This window comes from Acinetobacter sp. HA, from assembly GCF_000264725.1.
Taxonomy (GTDB): Bacteria; Pseudomonadota; Gammaproteobacteria; order Pseudomonadales; family Moraxellaceae; genus Acinetobacter; species Acinetobacter schindleri.
The window spans coordinates 16,957-33,783 of the sequence record NZ_AJXD01000024.1 but is presented as its reverse complement, the minus strand read 5'-3'; the positions used below and the strand labels follow the sequence as shown (position 1 = coordinate 33,783).

Here is a 16,827-nt window from a genome sequence, read left to right as displayed (position 1 = left end):
TTTTTTATTATTTGGTTCAGCTATTTTTCCAGACGGGCCATGTTGTTACATGAACCCTTCAAGCGGAAGCCAAGACACAAACTTTAATAGGGCTTTTTGATGCCATTTCATTTTCGGTTCTTTGGTCAAAGTTTTAATTTCACCATTCGGTTGCTGGATCTTCCAGTTGATATTCTGATTGGCATCTAATACCAGCTTATAAGCATATTTACTTAAGTTCTGATCCATGGTTTTATGCACAGCTTGTGCTAAGGAAGGGCTATTGAGTAATACACCAATCTCTGTATTTAGATAGGCTGAACGCGGGTCAAAGTTAAAAGAACCAATAAATACCTGTTTCTCATCTAAGGCCATCAGTTTTGCGTGTAAACTGGAACGACTCAGACCTTTCAAGCTCACTTTAGCCTTGTCAGCAATTTCCTTGGTATTGGCATTCAGGTTTGCTGCATCTGGCGCCGCTAGAAATTCGTACAACTGTACATCATGTTCCAGTAAATCTTTACGGTACTTAGAATAAAAAGCATGCACAACAGGAACGTCATTGGCTTTATAAGAATTGGTGAGTACTCGAATCTTTATATCTTTTTGAGCCAGACTTTTGAGCCGTTCTGCACCTTCTTTTTCTGGTACAAAATAAGCAGAGACAATATCTACACTTTGTTCAGGTTTTTCCAGATGCTGTAACAACTGGAAATTCAGGTGTTCTTCTTTTTTTGCCTTGGACTTGATCTTGGTAGGCGGGTCTTTGACTACTTCTGCTTCAACCCAATCCAGCTGGATATTATGATCAAGCCATTTATCAAAAGCCTTAGACCTGTTAGCTAAGTCGAGGTAGTTTTGTACTCGTGGGTCATCCTGATGTGCTTTTAGCTGCTGTTTAAGGCTTTCAAAGCGTAGGCTATGGTGACGTGGATTAACAATATTCCGCACTGGATAGGCATAGTCATCATTCCAGTATTCATCAAAGGAATGGATAATCTCATCTGAGGCAGCACCAACCAGCAACACATCTACATCGGAAAATTGATAGGCATCACTTACATTGTAATACTGATTACTCATATTACGTCCGCCAATCAAGGCAATCTGATTATCTGCAATAAAGCTCTTGTTGTGCATACGACGATTGATACGTTTCAAATCCAGTACCATATCCATGGCACGATGCTGGCGGAAGCGATAGGGATTATATAAGCGAACATCGATATTTTGATGCTGATCCAATGCCAGATAAATGCCTTCCATCTTCTTGGCATTGTTGTCATCAATCAGGAGGCGGACCTTTACTCCACGGTCGGCGGCCTGAATAATGCCATTTAAGGCCAGTGCGCCAATCCGGTCATTGTCCCAAATATAATATTGCAGATCTAAAGTCTGCTCGGCCTTATGAATCAGTTGCATACGGGCTGCAAGTGCTTCAAGTGGATCATAGAGAACATGATATCCAGTCAAACCTAGATATTGATCACGTAAAGGTTGAACAATTTTAGCCAGGGAAGTCTGTGAAGTATCAGTTTCAAAGGCAGTATGTGAAGGTCGTTCTACCTGCGGAGGAAGCGTGCTGCAGGCAGGGATCCCCAGAACAAGGCTCAAACCCAGTAAAACAGCAGATTTATATGGAGTATTACGTCGGGAAGTGACCATGGGCTGGTCAGCCTTGGAGCGGGGAGCATTCGTCATATGAATCTAAGCGTGATAAATTAGGTTTGAGTATAATTGCCAGCTGTGAAAAGATAAATACAGAGCAGAGAATGTACTAAAGAACTGGACAAGGCGAAATTATGGGGAATATCGATTCCGTGATCTTATATTTCTATATCGGAATGGCGATTTTGGCGCTGTGGTGTATATCGCAGGCGTGGATCAGTCAGTCACATACCCAGACGATTCATCCCTTTAAAGCCTTTACCCATCTGCTCGCTTATTATCTATCTTATCTACTGATTCCTTTATTTTTCTTTAGTATTTATGGCGGTTTTAATGGATATTATTCCATTCATGAGGCAGTATTTATCTGTCTGCTCAGTGGGGTACTGTGTTATGCACGTTTTATTGAGCCGCATTTAATCCAGATCAAGACTACTCGTTATCAGATTAATACTGATAAAAAAATGCGGCAACCTGTTCGTATTGCTTTAATTGCGGATTTGCATATTGGTTTATTTTCTGGTCATGAACGTCAGCTAAAACAAATTGTACATAAATTAAATCAGCAGCAGCCTGATTTGGTAGTGGTCGCAGGTGACTGGACCTATGAACCGGAAGATACCCTGACCCAAGAACTCGCCATTCTGCAGGAAATTCAGGCACCGGTATATTCTGTGAATGGTAACCATGATGAGCAGTACCCGGGACCGCCCATTCAAGAGTTATTACATACTGCTCTAGTAAGCAATAATGTTATAGATATTGAAGGGCAAATTGTTGAATTTGATGAATTTCGCCTGGTGGGTATTGGTGATCTCTGGGCGGGTAAAGCGGATATGCGGTTCTTGCCAGAGTTGCCGCAAGATAAGCCCTGGGTGATCCTGTCACATAACCCGGATACGGTAGACATGGTGCCGAAATTGCCAAGCCGGCCATTGATGCTTTCTGGACATACGCATGGCGGGCAAGTGGAATTACCGTGGTTGACGGACTATGTGATGAAACGGGTGTCAATTCTCGGACATAAGCGCGGCTTATATCGACATGAACATGCCGATGTATTTGTCACTGTCGGAACAGGTCTGGTGGGTGTACCTTTCCGTTTTCGTGTACCACCCACCATCGATATCATTGAGTTGATATAAATGATTTGGCGGATTTCAGTATCTAGCCAACCATCCAGATAATTAGCAGAATCAGAAGAATAATACCTGCAATGATCCAGATCAGATGCGGTCCATTTTTTGCAGTGACCGGTTCAGCGACTTTTTCCTGTAACTCTTGGGTCGACTCTGGAATGGGTGGGCGGGTAGCATGATCTTGTGTAGCACTTGCAGGGATGGAGACTGCAATAGAGTCGGTTAGCGCTTCAGTCTTCAGCTGTGGATTAATGGTGACATCATCACTAAATCTTGCGCCTTGTGTCTGTACCTGTAAGGCAGCATCATGCTCCATCACGATCGCGGCAATCACTTCAAGCGCCTGCTGTTGGTCTAATGGCGTATGTTGAACAATATATTGGATGGCTTCGCTTTTCTTGTCTTCTTCCAATAAGACCACAATATGAACCAGCTGGTCTTCGGTCAAATATTCGATTGGATCCTGCATATCTTATCCTTCTCGTTATGAATCCGTTTCTGTATTGTTCCGTAAATAGAGGAGGAGAAATAGCAGTTTTTTGTTGCATACCAAATTTCGGAAATAAAAAAGCCAGTGCATTTACACTGGCTTTTTAGAGGGTAATCCTAGAATTAGATCTGATTGTTTACATCATCATTCTTGGTTTCACGAATGAGTAGGAATGCCAGCAGTGACAGGATTGACGCCGCTGTCAGGTAATAACCTACAGCAGATAAGCCATATTGTGTTGCCAGCTTGGTTGCGATTAAAGGCGCAAAAGATGCACCGAAGATGCCTGCCAAGTTGAAGGTCAAAGCGGAACCTGTATAACGTACTGAAGTCGGGAAGATTTCAGACAATACGGTACCAATTGGGCCATAAGTTAAGCCCATGATCGCAAGTCCGATACACAGGAACAGGAATACGATAACTGTACTGCCTGATTCAAGCATGTCGGCAAAGAAGATACCGAAGATCGCAGAAACGATACATACACCGATGGAAGTCGCTTTACGACCGAACTTTTCTGCGAATACAGCAGATAATGGAATGAATGCAGCAAAGCATAGCGTTGCAACTAATTGCAACTGAAGAAATTCTTCACGTGAATAGCCTAGCTGCTTAGTACCCCATTGCAGCGCAAAGACAGTTGTTAAGTAAAATACAACAAAGGTACAGATAGCTGCAATTGTACCCAGTACTAACATTTTAGAATGTTTTTTAAATACTTGAACAAAAGGTACGTTTACTTCTTTTTGCTTGTCCAAAACGTTCTGGAATGCAGGTGTTTCATGTAGTTTTAAACGAATCCAAAGACCTACAATAACAAGAAGCGCACTTGAAATGAATGGAATACGCCAGCCCCAAGCCATGAAGTCAGCTTCAGACATCAATGCACCGAGCGTCAAGAATGAGCCAGTTGCTAGAATAAAGCCAATTGGTGCACCCAATTGCGGGAACATACCATACCAGGCACGTTTACCTTCAGGTGCATTTTCAGTTGCAAGTAAGACCGCACCTGACCATTCACCACCCAGACCAAGGCCCTGACCTAAACGGCATAATGCCAAAAGCAAAGGCGCTACAATACCAATTTGACCATAAGTTGGCAGTAGGCCAATCGCTACCGTAGACAGTCCCATGGTCAGCAAGGCAGCGACCAGGGTGGCTTTACGACCAATTCTGTCGCCGAGGTGACCAAACAATGCCGCACCGATCGGACGTGCGATAAAGGCAATTGCGAAAGTCGCAAGTGACTGGATCGTTGCGGTCATTGGGTCTGTACTTGCCGGGAAGAACAAATAAGGGAAAATAATGACAGCGGCAGTAGCATAAATATAGAAATCGAAGAACTCGATTGTAGTGCCTACTAAACTCGCTGTTAAAACGCGGAATTTTGAGTTTTGTGCTGGCTGAGCAGCAGAATTTGACGACGCCATGAATGACCTTACACTTACTAAAAATAAAAGAACTTAGTTTTAAAAGCGTAATCTTTTTAAAAAAGGCGTAATTTCTTAAAAAAACAACTGCAATCTTCTCAATTCAACTCGCTCAGGGTCACTGAAATGGAGAATGAGAGGATTAAATCACGTAAAGATAGATAGACAGAAAATGTGATCCTGCGCCTATCAATACAAAAATGTGCCAGATAGCGTGCGTATATCTTACTCTTTTTAATGCATAAAACAATGCACCCACCGTATAAGCAAGTCCCCCAATGATGAGAAAGGTTAAAGATTGTACTGATAAATATTTCTGCATATCATCAATAACTAACAGTGCAAGCCAGCCCATTGCCAGATAAGCAAACAGGGAAAGTTTCTGAAAACGATGAATGAAAATGAACTTGAATAGTGTTCCAAGGACAGCAATGATCCATAAAGCAATCAACAAATACTGGGCTTTGGCCGTTGGAATGGCAATTGCCAGAAAGGGGGTATAAGTACCGGCAATCAGATAATAGATCGCAGTATGGTCAATTTTTTTATAGAAATAACGTCGGTCTGCAGTTGTGGCCATGTGATACAGCATGGATGCAGAAAAAAGTACAATCATGCTCAGTGCATAAACCCATAAGCCAATCCATTGACCCGTACTAAGATAAGAGCCTTTAATCACCAGTAAAATACCGGCAATTACTGACAAGGCAGCACCTACACCGTGACTGATGTAGTTGATGCGCTCTTCGACAGCATCATAATCCTGGAGTAGTGGTGCATTTGACATAGTTATCATTCTTCTTAAATATACAAATGTATAGTAATTCAATTTTGCTTTTAGGGTAAGAACATTTACACTTTAATGGCAATTCATTTCAGGTTTCTTTTATGTCCATTTTGGCTTCTCTCTCGGTTCAAGAACAGCAATTTCTGGATACTTTCCAGCAAGCTATTGAAACAGATCAATTTGATCGTCTGATTTTAAGTCAGTATAAGGGCGAACTGGAACAACTGGAGAAAATGACCTTACGCGTCATTTGGCTGAATGAGCAAAAAGTACTGAGTTGTCTGTACAGATATAAAACCCAGGACGTCACTAAAAATTATCCTTTAATTGAGGCTTTGTCTCAGGTCACTGAATTATTGGCCTGTTGCAAGCAGGCTAATCTGATCACTACAGCCGAAGAATTGCAGCTGAAAAAAAACAAGAAAAAAGTCATGCTGACCCGCAGCAAAACTCAACCTGTCGTTAAATCCAAAACTGCTGAACAGGGCCATGACCGGGTTAAGCAGCGTTATGTGGATCAGGACAGTGTGTTTCTGCAGCATCTCAGCATTACTGATCAGCAAGGTCAGGTCATTCCGAGCATGGCGCGCAAGTGGAAACAGATTAACAAGTTTGTGGAAATTTTCTCGAATGCGCTTTCGCAGATTAAAGCCTCTCAGGAAGGTCTGCGTGTGGTGGACTTTGGTTCAGGTAAGGGCTATCTGACTTGTGCCTTGTATGACTATATGCAAAAGCATGGACAGACGCCGTGGGTGACGGGTGTAGAACTGAATCCGAAAATGGTTGAGTTTTGCCAGAAGGTGGCAGAACAATCCCAGTTTAACCAGCTCGATTTCTTCCAGGGTGATGTGCGCACCTATGAGCCTGAGCATCTGGATGTGATGATTGCCTTACATGCTTGTGATGTGGCCACGGATTTTGCCATTCATACCGGCATTCGTCTGAATGCGCAGATCATCATGTGTGCCCCATGTTGTCACAAGGAACTACGCCCACAGTTACAGGCGCCAAAAGTTTTGAGTCCAATGCTGCAATTCGGGATTCATACGGGCCAGCAGGCAGAAATGCTGACAGATACTATTCGTGCCTTGTTGCTGAAAGCCTATGGTTATGAAACTAAAGTATTCGAATTTGTTGCGCTTGAGCATACCAGCAAAAACAAAATGATTCTGGCGGTGAAGCGCAAGGACGATCAGGAACCGGATCAGGACGTGCTGAACCAGATTCAGGCTTTGAAAGAGATGTATGGGATTCAGAAACACTCCCTTGAATTATTGCTCAAGGATGAATGGGATCAACAGGGGATTGGTTGTAAATGCTAAATCATGCTGAGCTAAAAATTGTTGCAGGCACTTGGGCCGAGCTGGCTGCCGAAGCCAGACTGATTCGCGAAGCTGTGTTTATTCAGGAACAGCATATTGCACCGGAAGATGAATGGGATGCAGAAGATAAGCTGTGCGTTCATTTTGTGGCTTATCTGCATGATCAACCGGTTGCCACAGCCCGACTATTAACAAGTAATAGTATCGGTCGTGTTGCAGTACTGAAATCAGCGCGTGGTTTCAAGATCGGTCAACAGTTAATGCAGGCAGTGATTGACTATGCATGCGCTGAAGGACGGCAGTTTGTCAAACTTTCCTCGCAAGTCCACGCTATCGGCTTTTATCAGGCTTTGGGTTTTCAGCTACAGGGTGATGAATATCTGGACTGTGGAATTCCACATATCGATATGTATTTACAACTTTAAAGATTCATTTTCAGATATAAAAAAGCGAGGCATGAACCTCGCTTTTTTTATCGTAAGATCTTAATGACCATGTGCATCATTTGCAGCATGTTCGGTATCCATATTAGCATGTTCATCTGCTGACATATGCTGTTCTTCAGCAGCTATTGATTGCGGTTCAGTGCCTTGTTGAGCTGCTGCACGCGCTTCACGATCTGCCTGAGCTTTGGCAATGGCTTCTTCTGACATGGTTGGGGCATTTTTAAATGCGTGTTGCTGGGTATCCTGTTTCTTCTGCTGGCTTGGCATGTAGTCCGGTTCATTGCTGACAGCTAACCAGAAGATAAACATGAATATACCACCAATTATGCAGAAGATAATCAGTGCTTTCCAACCCCAAGGCGAATTTTCAGGAGTATTTTGATCAGACATGGTATGAACCCAAAGAGGATATAGAATCTATGTTACTTTATAACATAGATTGGCTGAAAAGCAGACTGGATTTGCACTGTAAAATATGACCATTTTTCAGTAGACTTATAAAAAAAGAGGAGCTTAACGCTCCTCTTTATTCTGTGCGAATTAGATTAGAAAGTTTCAGCAGCAGAAACCTTATTTTTTAACAGTGCCGGTGCTTTAAAGCGTTCACCATATTTCTTTTCCAGTACATTGGCACGTGCCAAGGCCTTCGCCAGTCCATACTGATTTAAATATTGCACTGCACCACCGGTCCAGGCAGGGAAGCCAATGCCAAAGATCGAGCCAATATTAGCTTCTACGGTTGACTGCAACACACCTTCCTCCAGACAACGTACGGTATCCAGCGCTTGCACAAACAGGAAGCGTTCAATCATCTCCTGCTCAGAAATCTCGGTATTTTTATTCCAGTGACTGAGGCCTGACCAGAGTTGTTTTTTCCCACCTTCAGGATAGTCATAAAAGCCCGCGCCAGCTGCCTTTCCTTTGCGATTAAACTGGTGAATCATGGTTTGAATGACTGCATCGGCAGGTGAGGCCTGACGTTCTTTACCTTCTGCCTGAAGTGCCTTGCGCGTTTCATTGCTAACATGCTCGGTCAGGGTTAAGGACACTTCATCCTGAACTGCCAATGGACCAACGGGCATACCAGCTTTTAAAGCAGCCATTTCAATACGTGCTGGATGCACACCTTCTGACAGCAGACGCAAACCTTCTTGTACAAAAGTACCAAAGACACGGCTAGTAAAGAAACCACGACTGTCATTCACGACGATTGGCAACTTGCCGATCTGCTGCACGAAATCAAAAGCTTTGGCGAGGGTTTCGTCTGAGGTATTTTGCCCCCTGATGATTTCTACCAGCTGCATTTTATCCACCGGACTAAAGAAATGCAGACCGATAAATTTATCTTGATCCTTGCTTGCCTGTGCCAGATTGCTAATTGGTAAGGTCGAAGTATTTGATGCCATTACGCCGTCTTCAACCAGATACTGTTCTGCTTCCTGAGTCACCTGAGCTTTCAGTTCCTGATTTTCAAAGACCGCTTCGATGATCAGGTCACAGCCTTGCAGTTCATTAGCCTCGGCAGTGGTCCGAATTAGGCTTAGAATCTGATTGCGCTGCTCAGCTGTAAGTCGACCTTGACTGACTTTCTTGTCCAGCAGTTTCTGGCTATAGGCTTTGCCTTTTTCAGCAGCTTCGATCGAGATATCTTTTAGAACGACCTGAATACCTCTGCTGGCGGTGACATAAGCAATTCCAGCGCCCATCATCCCTGCACCCAAAATCCCAACTTTCTTGGCTTGCCAGTTGGCAAAATCTTTTGGGCGATGAACCCCGGATTTAATACTGTTCATGCCATGCCAGAAAGTGCCGATCATGTTTTTCGATATCTGACCGGTCGCCAGATAGGTGAAATAACGGGATTCAATACGGAGGGCTGTATCGACATTGACCTGTGCACCTTCAACTGCTGCAGACATAATCGCTTCAGGTGCTGGATAACAAGCTTTGGTTTTATCACGTAGCATCGCAGGAGCAATTGCCAGCATTTGTGCCACTGCTGGAGTGGATGGTGAGCCGCCTGGAATCTTGTGGCCTTTTTCATCAAAAGGTTGTACGGATTTGGGATGGGCTTTAATCCATACAACTGCTTTTTCCAGCAGCTCATCCAGGCTATCAGCCGTGTCATGAATCAAGCCCAATGCTTTAGCTTTTTCTACACTGAGCTGCTTACCTTCCATCAATAAAGGAAGGGCAGTTTGTAAACCCAGTAAACGAACAGTACGGACTATGCCGCCACCCCCGGGTAGCAGACCTAAAGTCACTTCAGGTAAACCAAATTTGCTTTTCGGATCATTCAAGGCAATCCGGTGATGGGCACACAGGGCGATTTCCCAGCCACCGCCAAGTGCGGTACCGTTCAAGGCTGCAACCACCGGAATACCACGGGTTTCGATATAGCGCAGCTGTGCTTTCATCTCTTCAATCATGTTGAAAAATTCAGTGGCATGTTCTGGTGTAGCTTGAATCAGTTCATCCAGATCACCACCAGCGAAAAAGGTCTTTTTGGCTGAACGGAAAATAATTCCGGAAATTTCATCATCTACTTTAAGCCTATCGACAACTTCGCTAAGTGCAGTGCGAAAGTCGGCATTCATGGTGTTAGCAGACTGGTTTGGAGAGTCAAAAGTCAGAACAATAATATTGTCCGCTGTTTTTTCAAATTGAATGGCGCTCATGGTTCTCTCCTTAAACCAGTTCAATAATGGTGGCAATACCCATGCCGCCACCGACGCATAAAGTTGCTAATCCACGTTTTTTACCCTGGCGTTCCAGCTCATCTAACAAAGTACCGAGAATCATGGCACCGGTTGCGCCGAGTGGATGTCCCATGGCAATGGCACCACCGTTAACATTGACTTTGGCTGGATCAACGTTGAGCTCTTTAATAAAGCGCATAACGACTGAGGCAAAGGCTTCATTGACTTCAAACAGGTCAATATCATCAATGCTGAGGCCAGCTTTAGCCAAGGCTTTACGTGCAGCCGGAGCAGGACCGGTGAGCATAATGGTGGGATCAGCGCCCACCAGAGCCGTTGACAAGACTTTGGCACGCGGTTTTAGATTCTGCTCTCTAACAGCTTGTTCTGAGGCAAGCAGGACCAATGCAGCACCATCCACGATGCCAGAAGAATTTCCCGCATGGTGCACATGATTGACTGTACCGACTTCTGGATATTTTTGCAGGGCAATTGCATCAAAGCCCATCTGTCCCATGGTGGCAAAGCTTGGGTTGAGTTTACTGAGTGTTTCAATAGTCGTATTCGGTTTAATGAACTCATCTCTATCCAGAATCACCACACCAGCTTTATCTTTAACTGGCACAACTGATTTATCAAAATGACCACTGGCCTGAGCTGTTGCCGCTTTTTTCTGGGACTGTTCTGCAAAGCTATCTACATCATCACGGCTATAACCATCAATGGTCGCGATCAGGTCGGCCCCAATGCCTTGTGGAATAAAGTCACAAGCCATATTGGTTTCAGGATCGAGTGCCCAAGGGCCGCCATCCGAACCCATCGGTACGCGGGACATGGATTCGACTCCACCCGCAACCACTAAATCCTCCCAACCTGAACGAACTTTTTGTGCGGCCAGATTGACTGCTTCCAGACCAGAAGCGCAGAAACGGTTAATCTGTACACCAGCCACATCGTTATCCCAACCCGCTGCAATTGCTGCAGTTTTGGCAATATCAGCACCTTGGTCACCAATCGGGGTGACACAGCCCAAGACAATGTCATCAACCTTGGCGGTATCTAAGGAGTGACGCTCTTTCAGTTCATTGAGCAGGGTAGTGAGTAAACTGATCGGTTTGACTTCATATAAGGATCCGTCCTTTTTTCCCTTGCCACGTGGTGTGCGAATGGCATCGATGATATAGGCCTCGCTCATACAATTTCCCTTTTTTGAATGAATAAGATTTGTTCTAATGATTTTGAGTGTAATGATTCTTTAGCTAAGCGCAATGACGAGAACGAACCAGGTCATTTGAGCAATCTGGTCAATGGCGATGATTCAAAAAAAGATCAGACAAAAAAATGCCCAAGTCTGGAGCTTGGGCATGAACTGAGATTAGCAAAAGAGCTAATATTGAATATGAAGAGGATGTGGCTTAATGGTAACCATGTAACTGGCGATATAAACCTGGTGTTACACCGGTCCATTTTTTGAAAGCACGATGGAAGGTGCTGGTTTCACTAAAACCGACCTGTTGCGCGACATCTTCTAGGGTTAAATCTGGATTTAACAAGAGGTGAATCGCAGCATCTCGACGCAGTGCATCTTTAACGCCTTGATAACTCTTGCCTTCCGCAGCCAGACGACGACGTAAAGTTTGTGGAGATAGATATAGCATGGAAGCGACATCATTCAGCGTCGGCATTTCTTCGCCTATCTGGCTCTTCAGTACATCACGAATACGGGAGGTTAGAGAGTTGGTATTTTTGAATTTTACCAACAGTTGAGCAGGTGCAGCTTTCAGGAACTCTTCCAAGGTTTCTTCATTCTGACGGATGGGTAAATCGAGATAATCCGCTGCAAAAGTAATTTCAGTACGTGGCGCGTCAAACTGCATCACGGGTGCAAAAAATAATGCGTCATACTCATCCGCATGATTTGGACGTGGATAGCTGAAATGTACACGTTCTAATGGGAGGCGGCGTTCAATCAACCACGAAGCCAGACCATGCCAGATCATTAGCATGCTTTCAGTGATGAAATGATCCGGGTCCATCTCTTTCGGAATTTGAGGGACTAAACGTGCTTCATGCTTGTCACGTTCCAGTGTCACCGCCCAGTCATCGCCAAACAGCTTGTAGAACTGGGAAGAAAGTTCCAGCGCATCACCTAAAGTTTTAGCGTGGATGATCAGCTGACACATGATTGCGAATGTGCCCAGACGACGAGGCTGTTTGTCAAAGCCGACATGCTCGTCCTGTGTCACCATCCACAGCATTTTAATAAAACGGGTATATTGTTCTGGCGAGATACGGGCCTTAGGCTGATGCAGAAGTTCAGCTTCAATACCAACATGAGACAATAACGTATCGACGTCCATGCCGAGACGCTTCACGCCGTAGAGTGCAGCGTTAACGAAATGGATACTGATCGTATCGCGACTCATGTTTAATCCTTCAGTCTCTTTGATGTTCACTAATGCTTGACCTAATTGACAACAAATAATAAATCAATGGCAATTTACAAAATCGGATTTGCCATTTGTTACATATTAAATTGCCGAAATGATCAAGGTAAATGGCTGAACATGACATTGTTTTTGTGTGTTTATGTTTCTAATATGCATAAAAAACCATCATAAATAGAGTAATTATTCTAATGTCCTATGCGTTAAAAGGATTGAAAGTCCTCGATTTTTCTACACTTTTACCTGGTCCTTTTGCCACCATGTACTTGGCAGACCTCGGTGCCGAGGTTGTGCATATTGAATCACCAACACGTCCTGACCTGTTGCGATTAGTGCCACCATACGCACATGGACAGGCAACTGCACACAATTATTTGAATCGTAACAAACACTCTATCACGCTGGATCTTAAAAATCGTGACTGTATCGAACAGATCAAAACTAGGATTTCGGACTATGACATCGTGGTTGAACAGTTCCGTCCCGGCGTAATGCAACGTTTGGGACTGGATTACGCCACCTTGGCTGAAATCAATCCGCGACTTATTTATTGTTCCATTACTGGCTATGGGCAAACTGGTTCTTATAAAGATAAGGCCGGGCATGACATTAATTATCTGGCCTTATCCGGAATTGCCGGCCATAGCGGTCGGGTTCAGGGTGGTCCACCGGCTTTAGGTATTCAGGTCGCTGATGTTGCTGGCGGTTCCATGCATGCGATTATCGCTGTCCTGGCAGCGGTGATTGAGCGCCAGCGTAGCGGAATGGGACAGTATATTGATATTTCCATGACCGATTGTTCGGTGACCTTAAATAATATGGCAGCCGCCGCCAGTCTGGCAGCAGGTGTGCATGCCCAACCGGAATCGGGGCATCTCAATGGCGGCACTTTTTATGATTATCACCAAACTCAAGATGGACGTTATCTTTCTATTGGCAGTTTAGAGCCACAATTTATGCAGGGTTTGGCACAGGCATTGCAGTTACCAGTTCTGTTAGAAAAAGGTTCATCCTTAGATGCTCAAGACCAGAAAGAAGTGAAAGCAGCAATTCAAGAGAAAATTCGCAGTAAAACTCTGAATGAGTGGCAGACTATATTTGATGCTTTAGATGTGTGTGTGGAGCCGGTATTACACCTGGATGAAGCCTTAACTTCACAACTGGCACAAGAGCGGGGCTGGGTGGTGCATGTTCCAGTCAAAGCAGGGGAACAGGAGACTGAGCCACAGCTGGCCTGTCCAATCAAATTTTCCCGTTCTAGCTCACGCTATGATTTTATGGGACAGGCACTAGGTGAATCTGAACAGTGGTAAGTTTTTAGATCTTTTAATGATTATTTATTAATCAGCAGAGGTGAGCTGCTTTTATATGAAAATAAATGCTAAAGATTTAAAAAATAAATCATTATTCGTTAAAAAGGAGTTTTGCTCGACAAATCCTTTAAATCACTGAATTTCTGGTAGGCTTATCAATAAAATCGCTATGAAATATGTATAAAAAGCATTTTATTGATAGATTCAATCTCGTTATCCTTGCCGACGATATAATAGAAACTACTAGCTGTACGCCATGTATTTATATACTGATTTCGATCAGCAACTGATTAATGAACGTGTTGCACAGTTCCGTGACCAGACGGAACGTTATTTAGCGGGCAAATTGACGGAAGATGAATACCGTCCGCTCCGCCTTCAAAATGGCCTATATGTACAACGTTATGCGCCAATGCTACGTGTAGCAGTACCGTATGGTCTGATGAACTCTAAACAGTTACGTAAAATTGCGGAACTGGCAAAAGAATATGACCGTGGTTATGCACACGTATCAACACGTCAAAACTTCCAGTTCAACTGGCCTGCACTGGAAAATGTGCCAGATATGCTGCAAGAATTGGCATCAGTACAAATGCATGCGATTCAGACATCAGGTAACTGTATCCGTAATACGACGACTGACCAATATGCTGGTGTCGTTGCAGGCGAGATTGCGGATCCGCGTCCAACATGTGAATTGATCCGTCAATGGTCTACTTTCCACCCGGAATTTGCTTTCTTGCCACGTAAGTTCAAGATCGCTGTTTCAGCACTGGAAGAGATCGACCGTGCAGCAACTTCATTCCACGATATCGGTGTATATATCGTAAAAAATGAAGCGGGTGAGATGGGCTATAAAATCAAAGTCGGTGGTGGCTTAGGTCGTACACCAATTATTGGTAGCTTTATCCGTGACTTCCTGCCACGTGAAGACCTGATTGCTTATCTAGAAGCAGTACTTCGTGTATACAACTTGCATGGTCGTCGTGACAACAAATATAAAGCGCGTATCAAAATCTTGGTAAAAGCACTGACACCTGAAGTATTTGCTGAGAAAGTAGAAGCTGAATTTGCACATACCATTAAAACATTGAAAATCGATGCTGAAACCTTGGCAAAAATGGATGAGAACTTCACGCCATTTGCTTATCAAGATTATGCAGATGAAGATTTTTCTGAACAGTTCGCGGCGCATCCGAAATTCAAGCAATGGTTCAATATCAATACCAATGCGCACAAAGTGAAAGGCTATCGTATCGTTACGATTTCACTGAAACGTGCAGGTGTGGCTCCTGGTGATGTAACCACTGAAGAGATGAACCTGATTGCAGATCTTGCAGACAAGTACACTTTCGGTGAATTACGCACGACTCATGAGCAAAATATTGCCCTTGTTGATGTCCCACAAAAAGACCTGTTCGAATTGTGGACGATCCTGGAACAAAACAATCTGGCACGCGCTCACATCGGCTTCTTGACGGACATCATTTGCTGCCCGGGCGGTGACTTCTGTTCATTGGCGAATGCGAAATCAATTCCGATTTCTGAAGCAATTTCACGTCGTTTTGATGATCTGGATACGATTTATAACCTTGGCAAAATCGACCTGAATATTTCAGGTTGTATGAATGCCTGTGGTCATCACCACGTCGGTAATATCGGTATTTTGGGTGTAGATAAAAAAGGTGCTGAATTCTACCAAATTACTTTAGGTGGTAATGCAGACCATGATGCATCGCTTGGTGACATTCTTGGTCCATCATTTGCTGCTGAAGTAGTGCCGGATATCATCGAAGAAATCCTGAATACTTATCTTGACCTGCGTCAGGAAGGTGAAGAATTTATCGATACCTATCGTCGTGTTGGCATCCAACCATTCAAGGAGCGTGCATATGCTTAATACCGCACTACAAGTGCTCTCTAAAGATGGCACGATTGCAGACAATACTTACCAGTTGATAGGTGAAGATGGCGTATTGCCACAAGGTGATGTGGTTCTGACTGTTGAACAGTTAGATCAAATCGCCAATGTTTCGGGCAAAAAAGCACTTTACCTGACAGTAGATGCTTCTCCTGAAACCAATGAATTTCCACTTGATCAGTTGGATGCAATCTTTATCGAGTTTGCCGGTTTTAATGATGGCCGTGGTTATTCATTTGCAGCACTTCTTCGTCGCCAGGGTTTTCAGGGCGAGCTGCGTGCAACAGGTGATGTATTTAAAGATGTGTTGAACTACATGAAGCGTTCGGGTTTCGATACTTTCGTGATTAAAGAAGGTAAAGATATTCAGGAAGCGGCAGCAGGTTTAAATGACTTTAGCAATCCGTACCAAGCATCCACAGCTGTGGCAAAACCGAACTATCAGACTGGAGCTTAATCCGTCTTCAGTTAAAAGCCTCCAAATGGAGGCTTTTTTATTTCTAGAAATTTGGACTACGTTCTTCTAATAGACAGTTAATCATCCACTGCACACCAAACTGATCGGTACAGGCACCGTAAAGTGCGCCCCAAAAAGTTTTTTCCAAAGGCATTTCAATTTGACCCTTGGCAGATAAAGCCTCAAACAGTCGTTGAGCTTCGGCTTGTTCACTAGCACTTAAAATAATTGCAATATAGTGATTGGTCCCTTTGGTAAAAGTAGGGGAGCTAGGGCTGTCTAGCTTTTCATTAATATCTGATCCCATTAATTCAGTATATTCATTGATAGGAAGTGAAATATGCAAAATCTGGCTTCTATCCGTATCGGAGAGGTCAATGCCTTCCTGTCCGGGTATATCACCATAACGGCTCAAATTAGAAAATTCACCACCAAACACTGAACGATAAAAAGTAAAAGCGGCTTCAGTTTCACCCTGGAAGTTGAGATAGTGATTAAATCGCATGGAGGTTTCCTTTTTCTTGTTTTGATTCTCTCTAATCTACTCCTTGCAACGTGTCTGATTGATAAAGAAGCTTTATGAAAATGTAAGTACGGGAATTCGTCTATTGATAGGGTAATCAAGACAAAAATAATTTTTAGTTTAAGGCCCGGTTTTAAATGATTGTTCGAGTAATGCTTTAGCAGTCATCATTAAGGCCAGATTCTGGATTAATAAAAAAAGAGGGC

At 43.7% G+C, this 16,827-nt stretch carries 15 protein-coding genes; 6 read left to right on the top strand and 9 right to left on the bottom strand.

Annotated features, from left to right (window positions below):
• Positions 1-45: 45 nt before the first annotated feature.
• A complete protein-coding gene (locus HADU_RS06345; protein ID WP_372510698.1) occupies positions 46-1,680 on the bottom strand; it encodes a phospholipase D family protein in 1,635 nt (544 codons plus the stop codon).
• A gap of 101 nt (positions 1,681-1,781) precedes the next feature.
• On the opposite strand from HADU_RS06345, the gene HADU_RS06340 reads away from it, so the two are divergent.
• Positions 1,782-2,792, top strand: a complete 1,011-nt coding sequence (locus HADU_RS06340; RefSeq protein ID WP_004891549.1) for a metallophosphoesterase — start codon at positions 1,782-1,784, stop codon at positions 2,790-2,792.
• Positions 2,793-2,814: 22 nt separating this feature from the next.
• On the opposite strand, the gene HADU_RS06335 is transcribed toward HADU_RS06340, so the two are convergent.
• The 3 genes from HADU_RS06335 to trhA form a co-directional block, all read right to left on the bottom strand.
• Positions 2,815-3,255 carry a hypothetical protein gene (locus HADU_RS06335; protein ID WP_008304534.1) on the bottom strand — a complete coding sequence of 147 codons (441 nt, stop codon included), beginning with the start codon at positions 3,253-3,255 and terminating at the stop codon, positions 2,815-2,817.
• A gap of 143 nt (positions 3,256-3,398) precedes the next feature.
• Positions 3,399-4,706 carry an MFS transporter gene (locus HADU_RS06330; RefSeq protein ID WP_004814487.1) on the bottom strand — a complete coding sequence of 436 codons (1,308 nt, stop codon included), beginning with the start codon at positions 4,704-4,706 and terminating at the stop codon, positions 3,399-3,401.
• Positions 4,707-4,848: 142 nt separating this feature from the next.
• Positions 4,849-5,493, bottom strand: coding sequence for a PAQR family membrane homeostasis protein TrhA (trhA, locus tag HADU_RS06325; protein WP_004814489.1), 645 nt, complete (start codon positions 5,491-5,493; stop codon positions 4,849-4,851).
• A 101-nt stretch (positions 5,494-5,594) separates the two neighbouring features.
• Between trhA and HADU_RS06320 the strand changes: the two genes are divergently transcribed.
• On the top strand, positions 5,595-6,815 hold the full coding sequence (locus HADU_RS06320; RefSeq protein ID WP_008304530.1) for a class I SAM-dependent methyltransferase: 1,221 nt from the start codon (positions 5,595-5,597) through the stop codon (positions 6,813-6,815).
• Positions 6,809-7,240 (top strand): GNAT family N-acetyltransferase, encoded by a 432-nt coding sequence (locus HADU_RS06315; RefSeq protein WP_008304529.1) that lies wholly within the window; start codon positions 6,809-6,811, stop codon positions 7,238-7,240. The genes HADU_RS06320 and HADU_RS06315 overlap by 7 nt, the downstream gene beginning before the upstream one ends.
• Positions 7,241-7,300: 60 nt before the next feature.
• On the opposite strand, the gene HADU_RS06310 is transcribed toward HADU_RS06315, so the two are convergent.
• From HADU_RS06310 to HADU_RS06295, 4 genes are all read right to left on the bottom strand, one after another.
• Positions 7,301-7,651, bottom strand: a complete 351-nt coding sequence (locus HADU_RS06310) for a hypothetical protein (RefSeq protein WP_008304527.1) — start codon at positions 7,649-7,651, stop codon at positions 7,301-7,303.
• Between the two features lie 155 nt (positions 7,652-7,806).
• Positions 7,807-9,939: a 3-hydroxyacyl-CoA dehydrogenase NAD-binding domain-containing protein gene (locus tag HADU_RS06305; RefSeq protein ID WP_008304525.1), complete on the bottom strand. Its 2,133-nt coding sequence runs from the start codon at positions 9,937-9,939 to the stop codon at positions 7,807-7,809.
• 10 nt (positions 9,940-9,949) lie between these two features.
• Positions 9,950-11,155 carry an acetyl-CoA C-acetyltransferase gene (locus HADU_RS06300; protein WP_008304523.1) on the bottom strand — a complete coding sequence of 402 codons (1,206 nt, stop codon included), beginning with the start codon at positions 11,153-11,155 and terminating at the stop codon, positions 9,950-9,952.
• Positions 11,156-11,375: 220 nt separating this feature from the next.
• Positions 11,376-12,386 carry an AraC family transcriptional regulator gene (locus HADU_RS06295; protein WP_004814497.1) on the bottom strand — a complete coding sequence of 337 codons (1,011 nt, stop codon included), beginning with the start codon at positions 12,384-12,386 and terminating at the stop codon, positions 11,376-11,378.
• Positions 12,387-12,598: 212 nt separating this feature from the next.
• Between HADU_RS06295 and HADU_RS06290 the strand changes: the two genes are divergently transcribed.
• The 3 genes from HADU_RS06290 to HADU_RS06280 all read left to right on the top strand — a co-directional run bounded on the left by HADU_RS06290 (position 12,599) and on the right by HADU_RS06280 (position 16,098).
• Positions 12,599-13,720, top strand: a complete 1,122-nt coding sequence (locus tag HADU_RS06290; RefSeq protein WP_008304515.1) for a CaiB/BaiF CoA transferase family protein — start codon at positions 12,599-12,601, stop codon at positions 13,718-13,720.
• Positions 13,721-13,976: 256 nt separating this feature from the next.
• Positions 13,977-15,620 (top strand): nitrite/sulfite reductase, encoded by a 1,644-nt coding sequence (locus HADU_RS06285; RefSeq protein WP_008304512.1) that lies wholly within the window; start codon positions 13,977-13,979, stop codon positions 15,618-15,620.
• Entirely contained in the window at positions 15,613-16,098 is a 486-nt protein-coding gene (locus tag HADU_RS06280) for a DUF934 domain-containing protein (RefSeq protein ID WP_008304510.1), read from the top strand. Before HADU_RS06285 ends, HADU_RS06280 begins: the two co-directional genes overlap by 8 nt.
• Before the next feature lie 43 nt (positions 16,099-16,141).
• Here the strand turns inward: HADU_RS06280 and HADU_RS06275 are convergent, their stop codons facing one another.
• On the bottom strand, positions 16,142-16,603 hold the full coding sequence (locus HADU_RS06275; protein WP_008304509.1) for a VOC family protein: 462 nt from the start codon (positions 16,601-16,603) through the stop codon (positions 16,142-16,144).
• Positions 16,604-16,827 lie beyond the last annotated feature (224 nt).

What these genes read in the sequence shown, in the direction of transcription:
- HADU_RS06345 (WP_372510698.1), bottom strand. Translation starts at nt 1,680, where the DNA reads ATGACGAATGCTCCCCGCTCCAAGGCTGACCAGCCCATGGTCACTTCC.
- HADU_RS06340 (WP_004891549.1), top strand. Translation starts at nt 1,782, where the DNA reads ATGGGGAATATCGATTCCGTGATCTTATATTTCTATATCGGAATGGCG.
- HADU_RS06335 (WP_008304534.1), bottom strand. Translation starts at nt 3,255, where the DNA reads ATGCAGGATCCAATCGAATATTTGACCGAAGACCAGCTGGTTCATATT.
- HADU_RS06330 (WP_004814487.1), bottom strand. Translation starts at nt 4,706, where the DNA reads ATGGCGTCGTCAAATTCTGCTGCTCAGCCAGCACAAAACTCAAAATTC.
- trhA (WP_004814489.1), bottom strand. Translation starts at nt 5,493, where the DNA reads ATGTCAAATGCACCACTACTCCAGGATTATGATGCTGTCGAAGAGCGC.
- HADU_RS06320 (WP_008304530.1), top strand. Translation starts at nt 5,595, where the DNA reads ATGTCCATTTTGGCTTCTCTCTCGGTTCAAGAACAGCAATTTCTGGAT.
- HADU_RS06315 (WP_008304529.1), top strand. Translation starts at nt 6,809, where the DNA reads ATGCTAAATCATGCTGAGCTAAAAATTGTTGCAGGCACTTGGGCCGAG.
- HADU_RS06310 (WP_008304527.1), bottom strand. Translation starts at nt 7,651, where the DNA reads ATGTCTGATCAAAATACTCCTGAAAATTCGCCTTGGGGTTGGAAAGCA.
- HADU_RS06305 (WP_008304525.1), bottom strand. Translation starts at nt 9,939, where the DNA reads ATGAGCGCCATTCAATTTGAAAAAACAGCGGACAATATTATTGTTCTG.
- HADU_RS06300 (WP_008304523.1), bottom strand. Translation starts at nt 11,155, where the DNA reads ATGAGCGAGGCCTATATCATCGATGCCATTCGCACACCACGTGGCAAG.
- HADU_RS06295 (WP_004814497.1), bottom strand. Translation starts at nt 12,386, where the DNA reads ATGAGTCGCGATACGATCAGTATCCATTTCGTTAACGCTGCACTCTAC.
- HADU_RS06290 (WP_008304515.1), top strand. Translation starts at nt 12,599, where the DNA reads ATGTCCTATGCGTTAAAAGGATTGAAAGTCCTCGATTTTTCTACACTT.
- HADU_RS06285 (WP_008304512.1), top strand. Translation starts at nt 13,977, where the DNA reads ATGTATTTATATACTGATTTCGATCAGCAACTGATTAATGAACGTGTT.
- HADU_RS06280 (WP_008304510.1), top strand. Translation starts at nt 15,613, where the DNA reads ATGCTTAATACCGCACTACAAGTGCTCTCTAAAGATGGCACGATTGCA.
- HADU_RS06275 (WP_008304509.1), bottom strand. Translation starts at nt 16,603, where the DNA reads ATGCGATTTAATCACTATCTCAACTTCCAGGGTGAAACTGAAGCCGCT.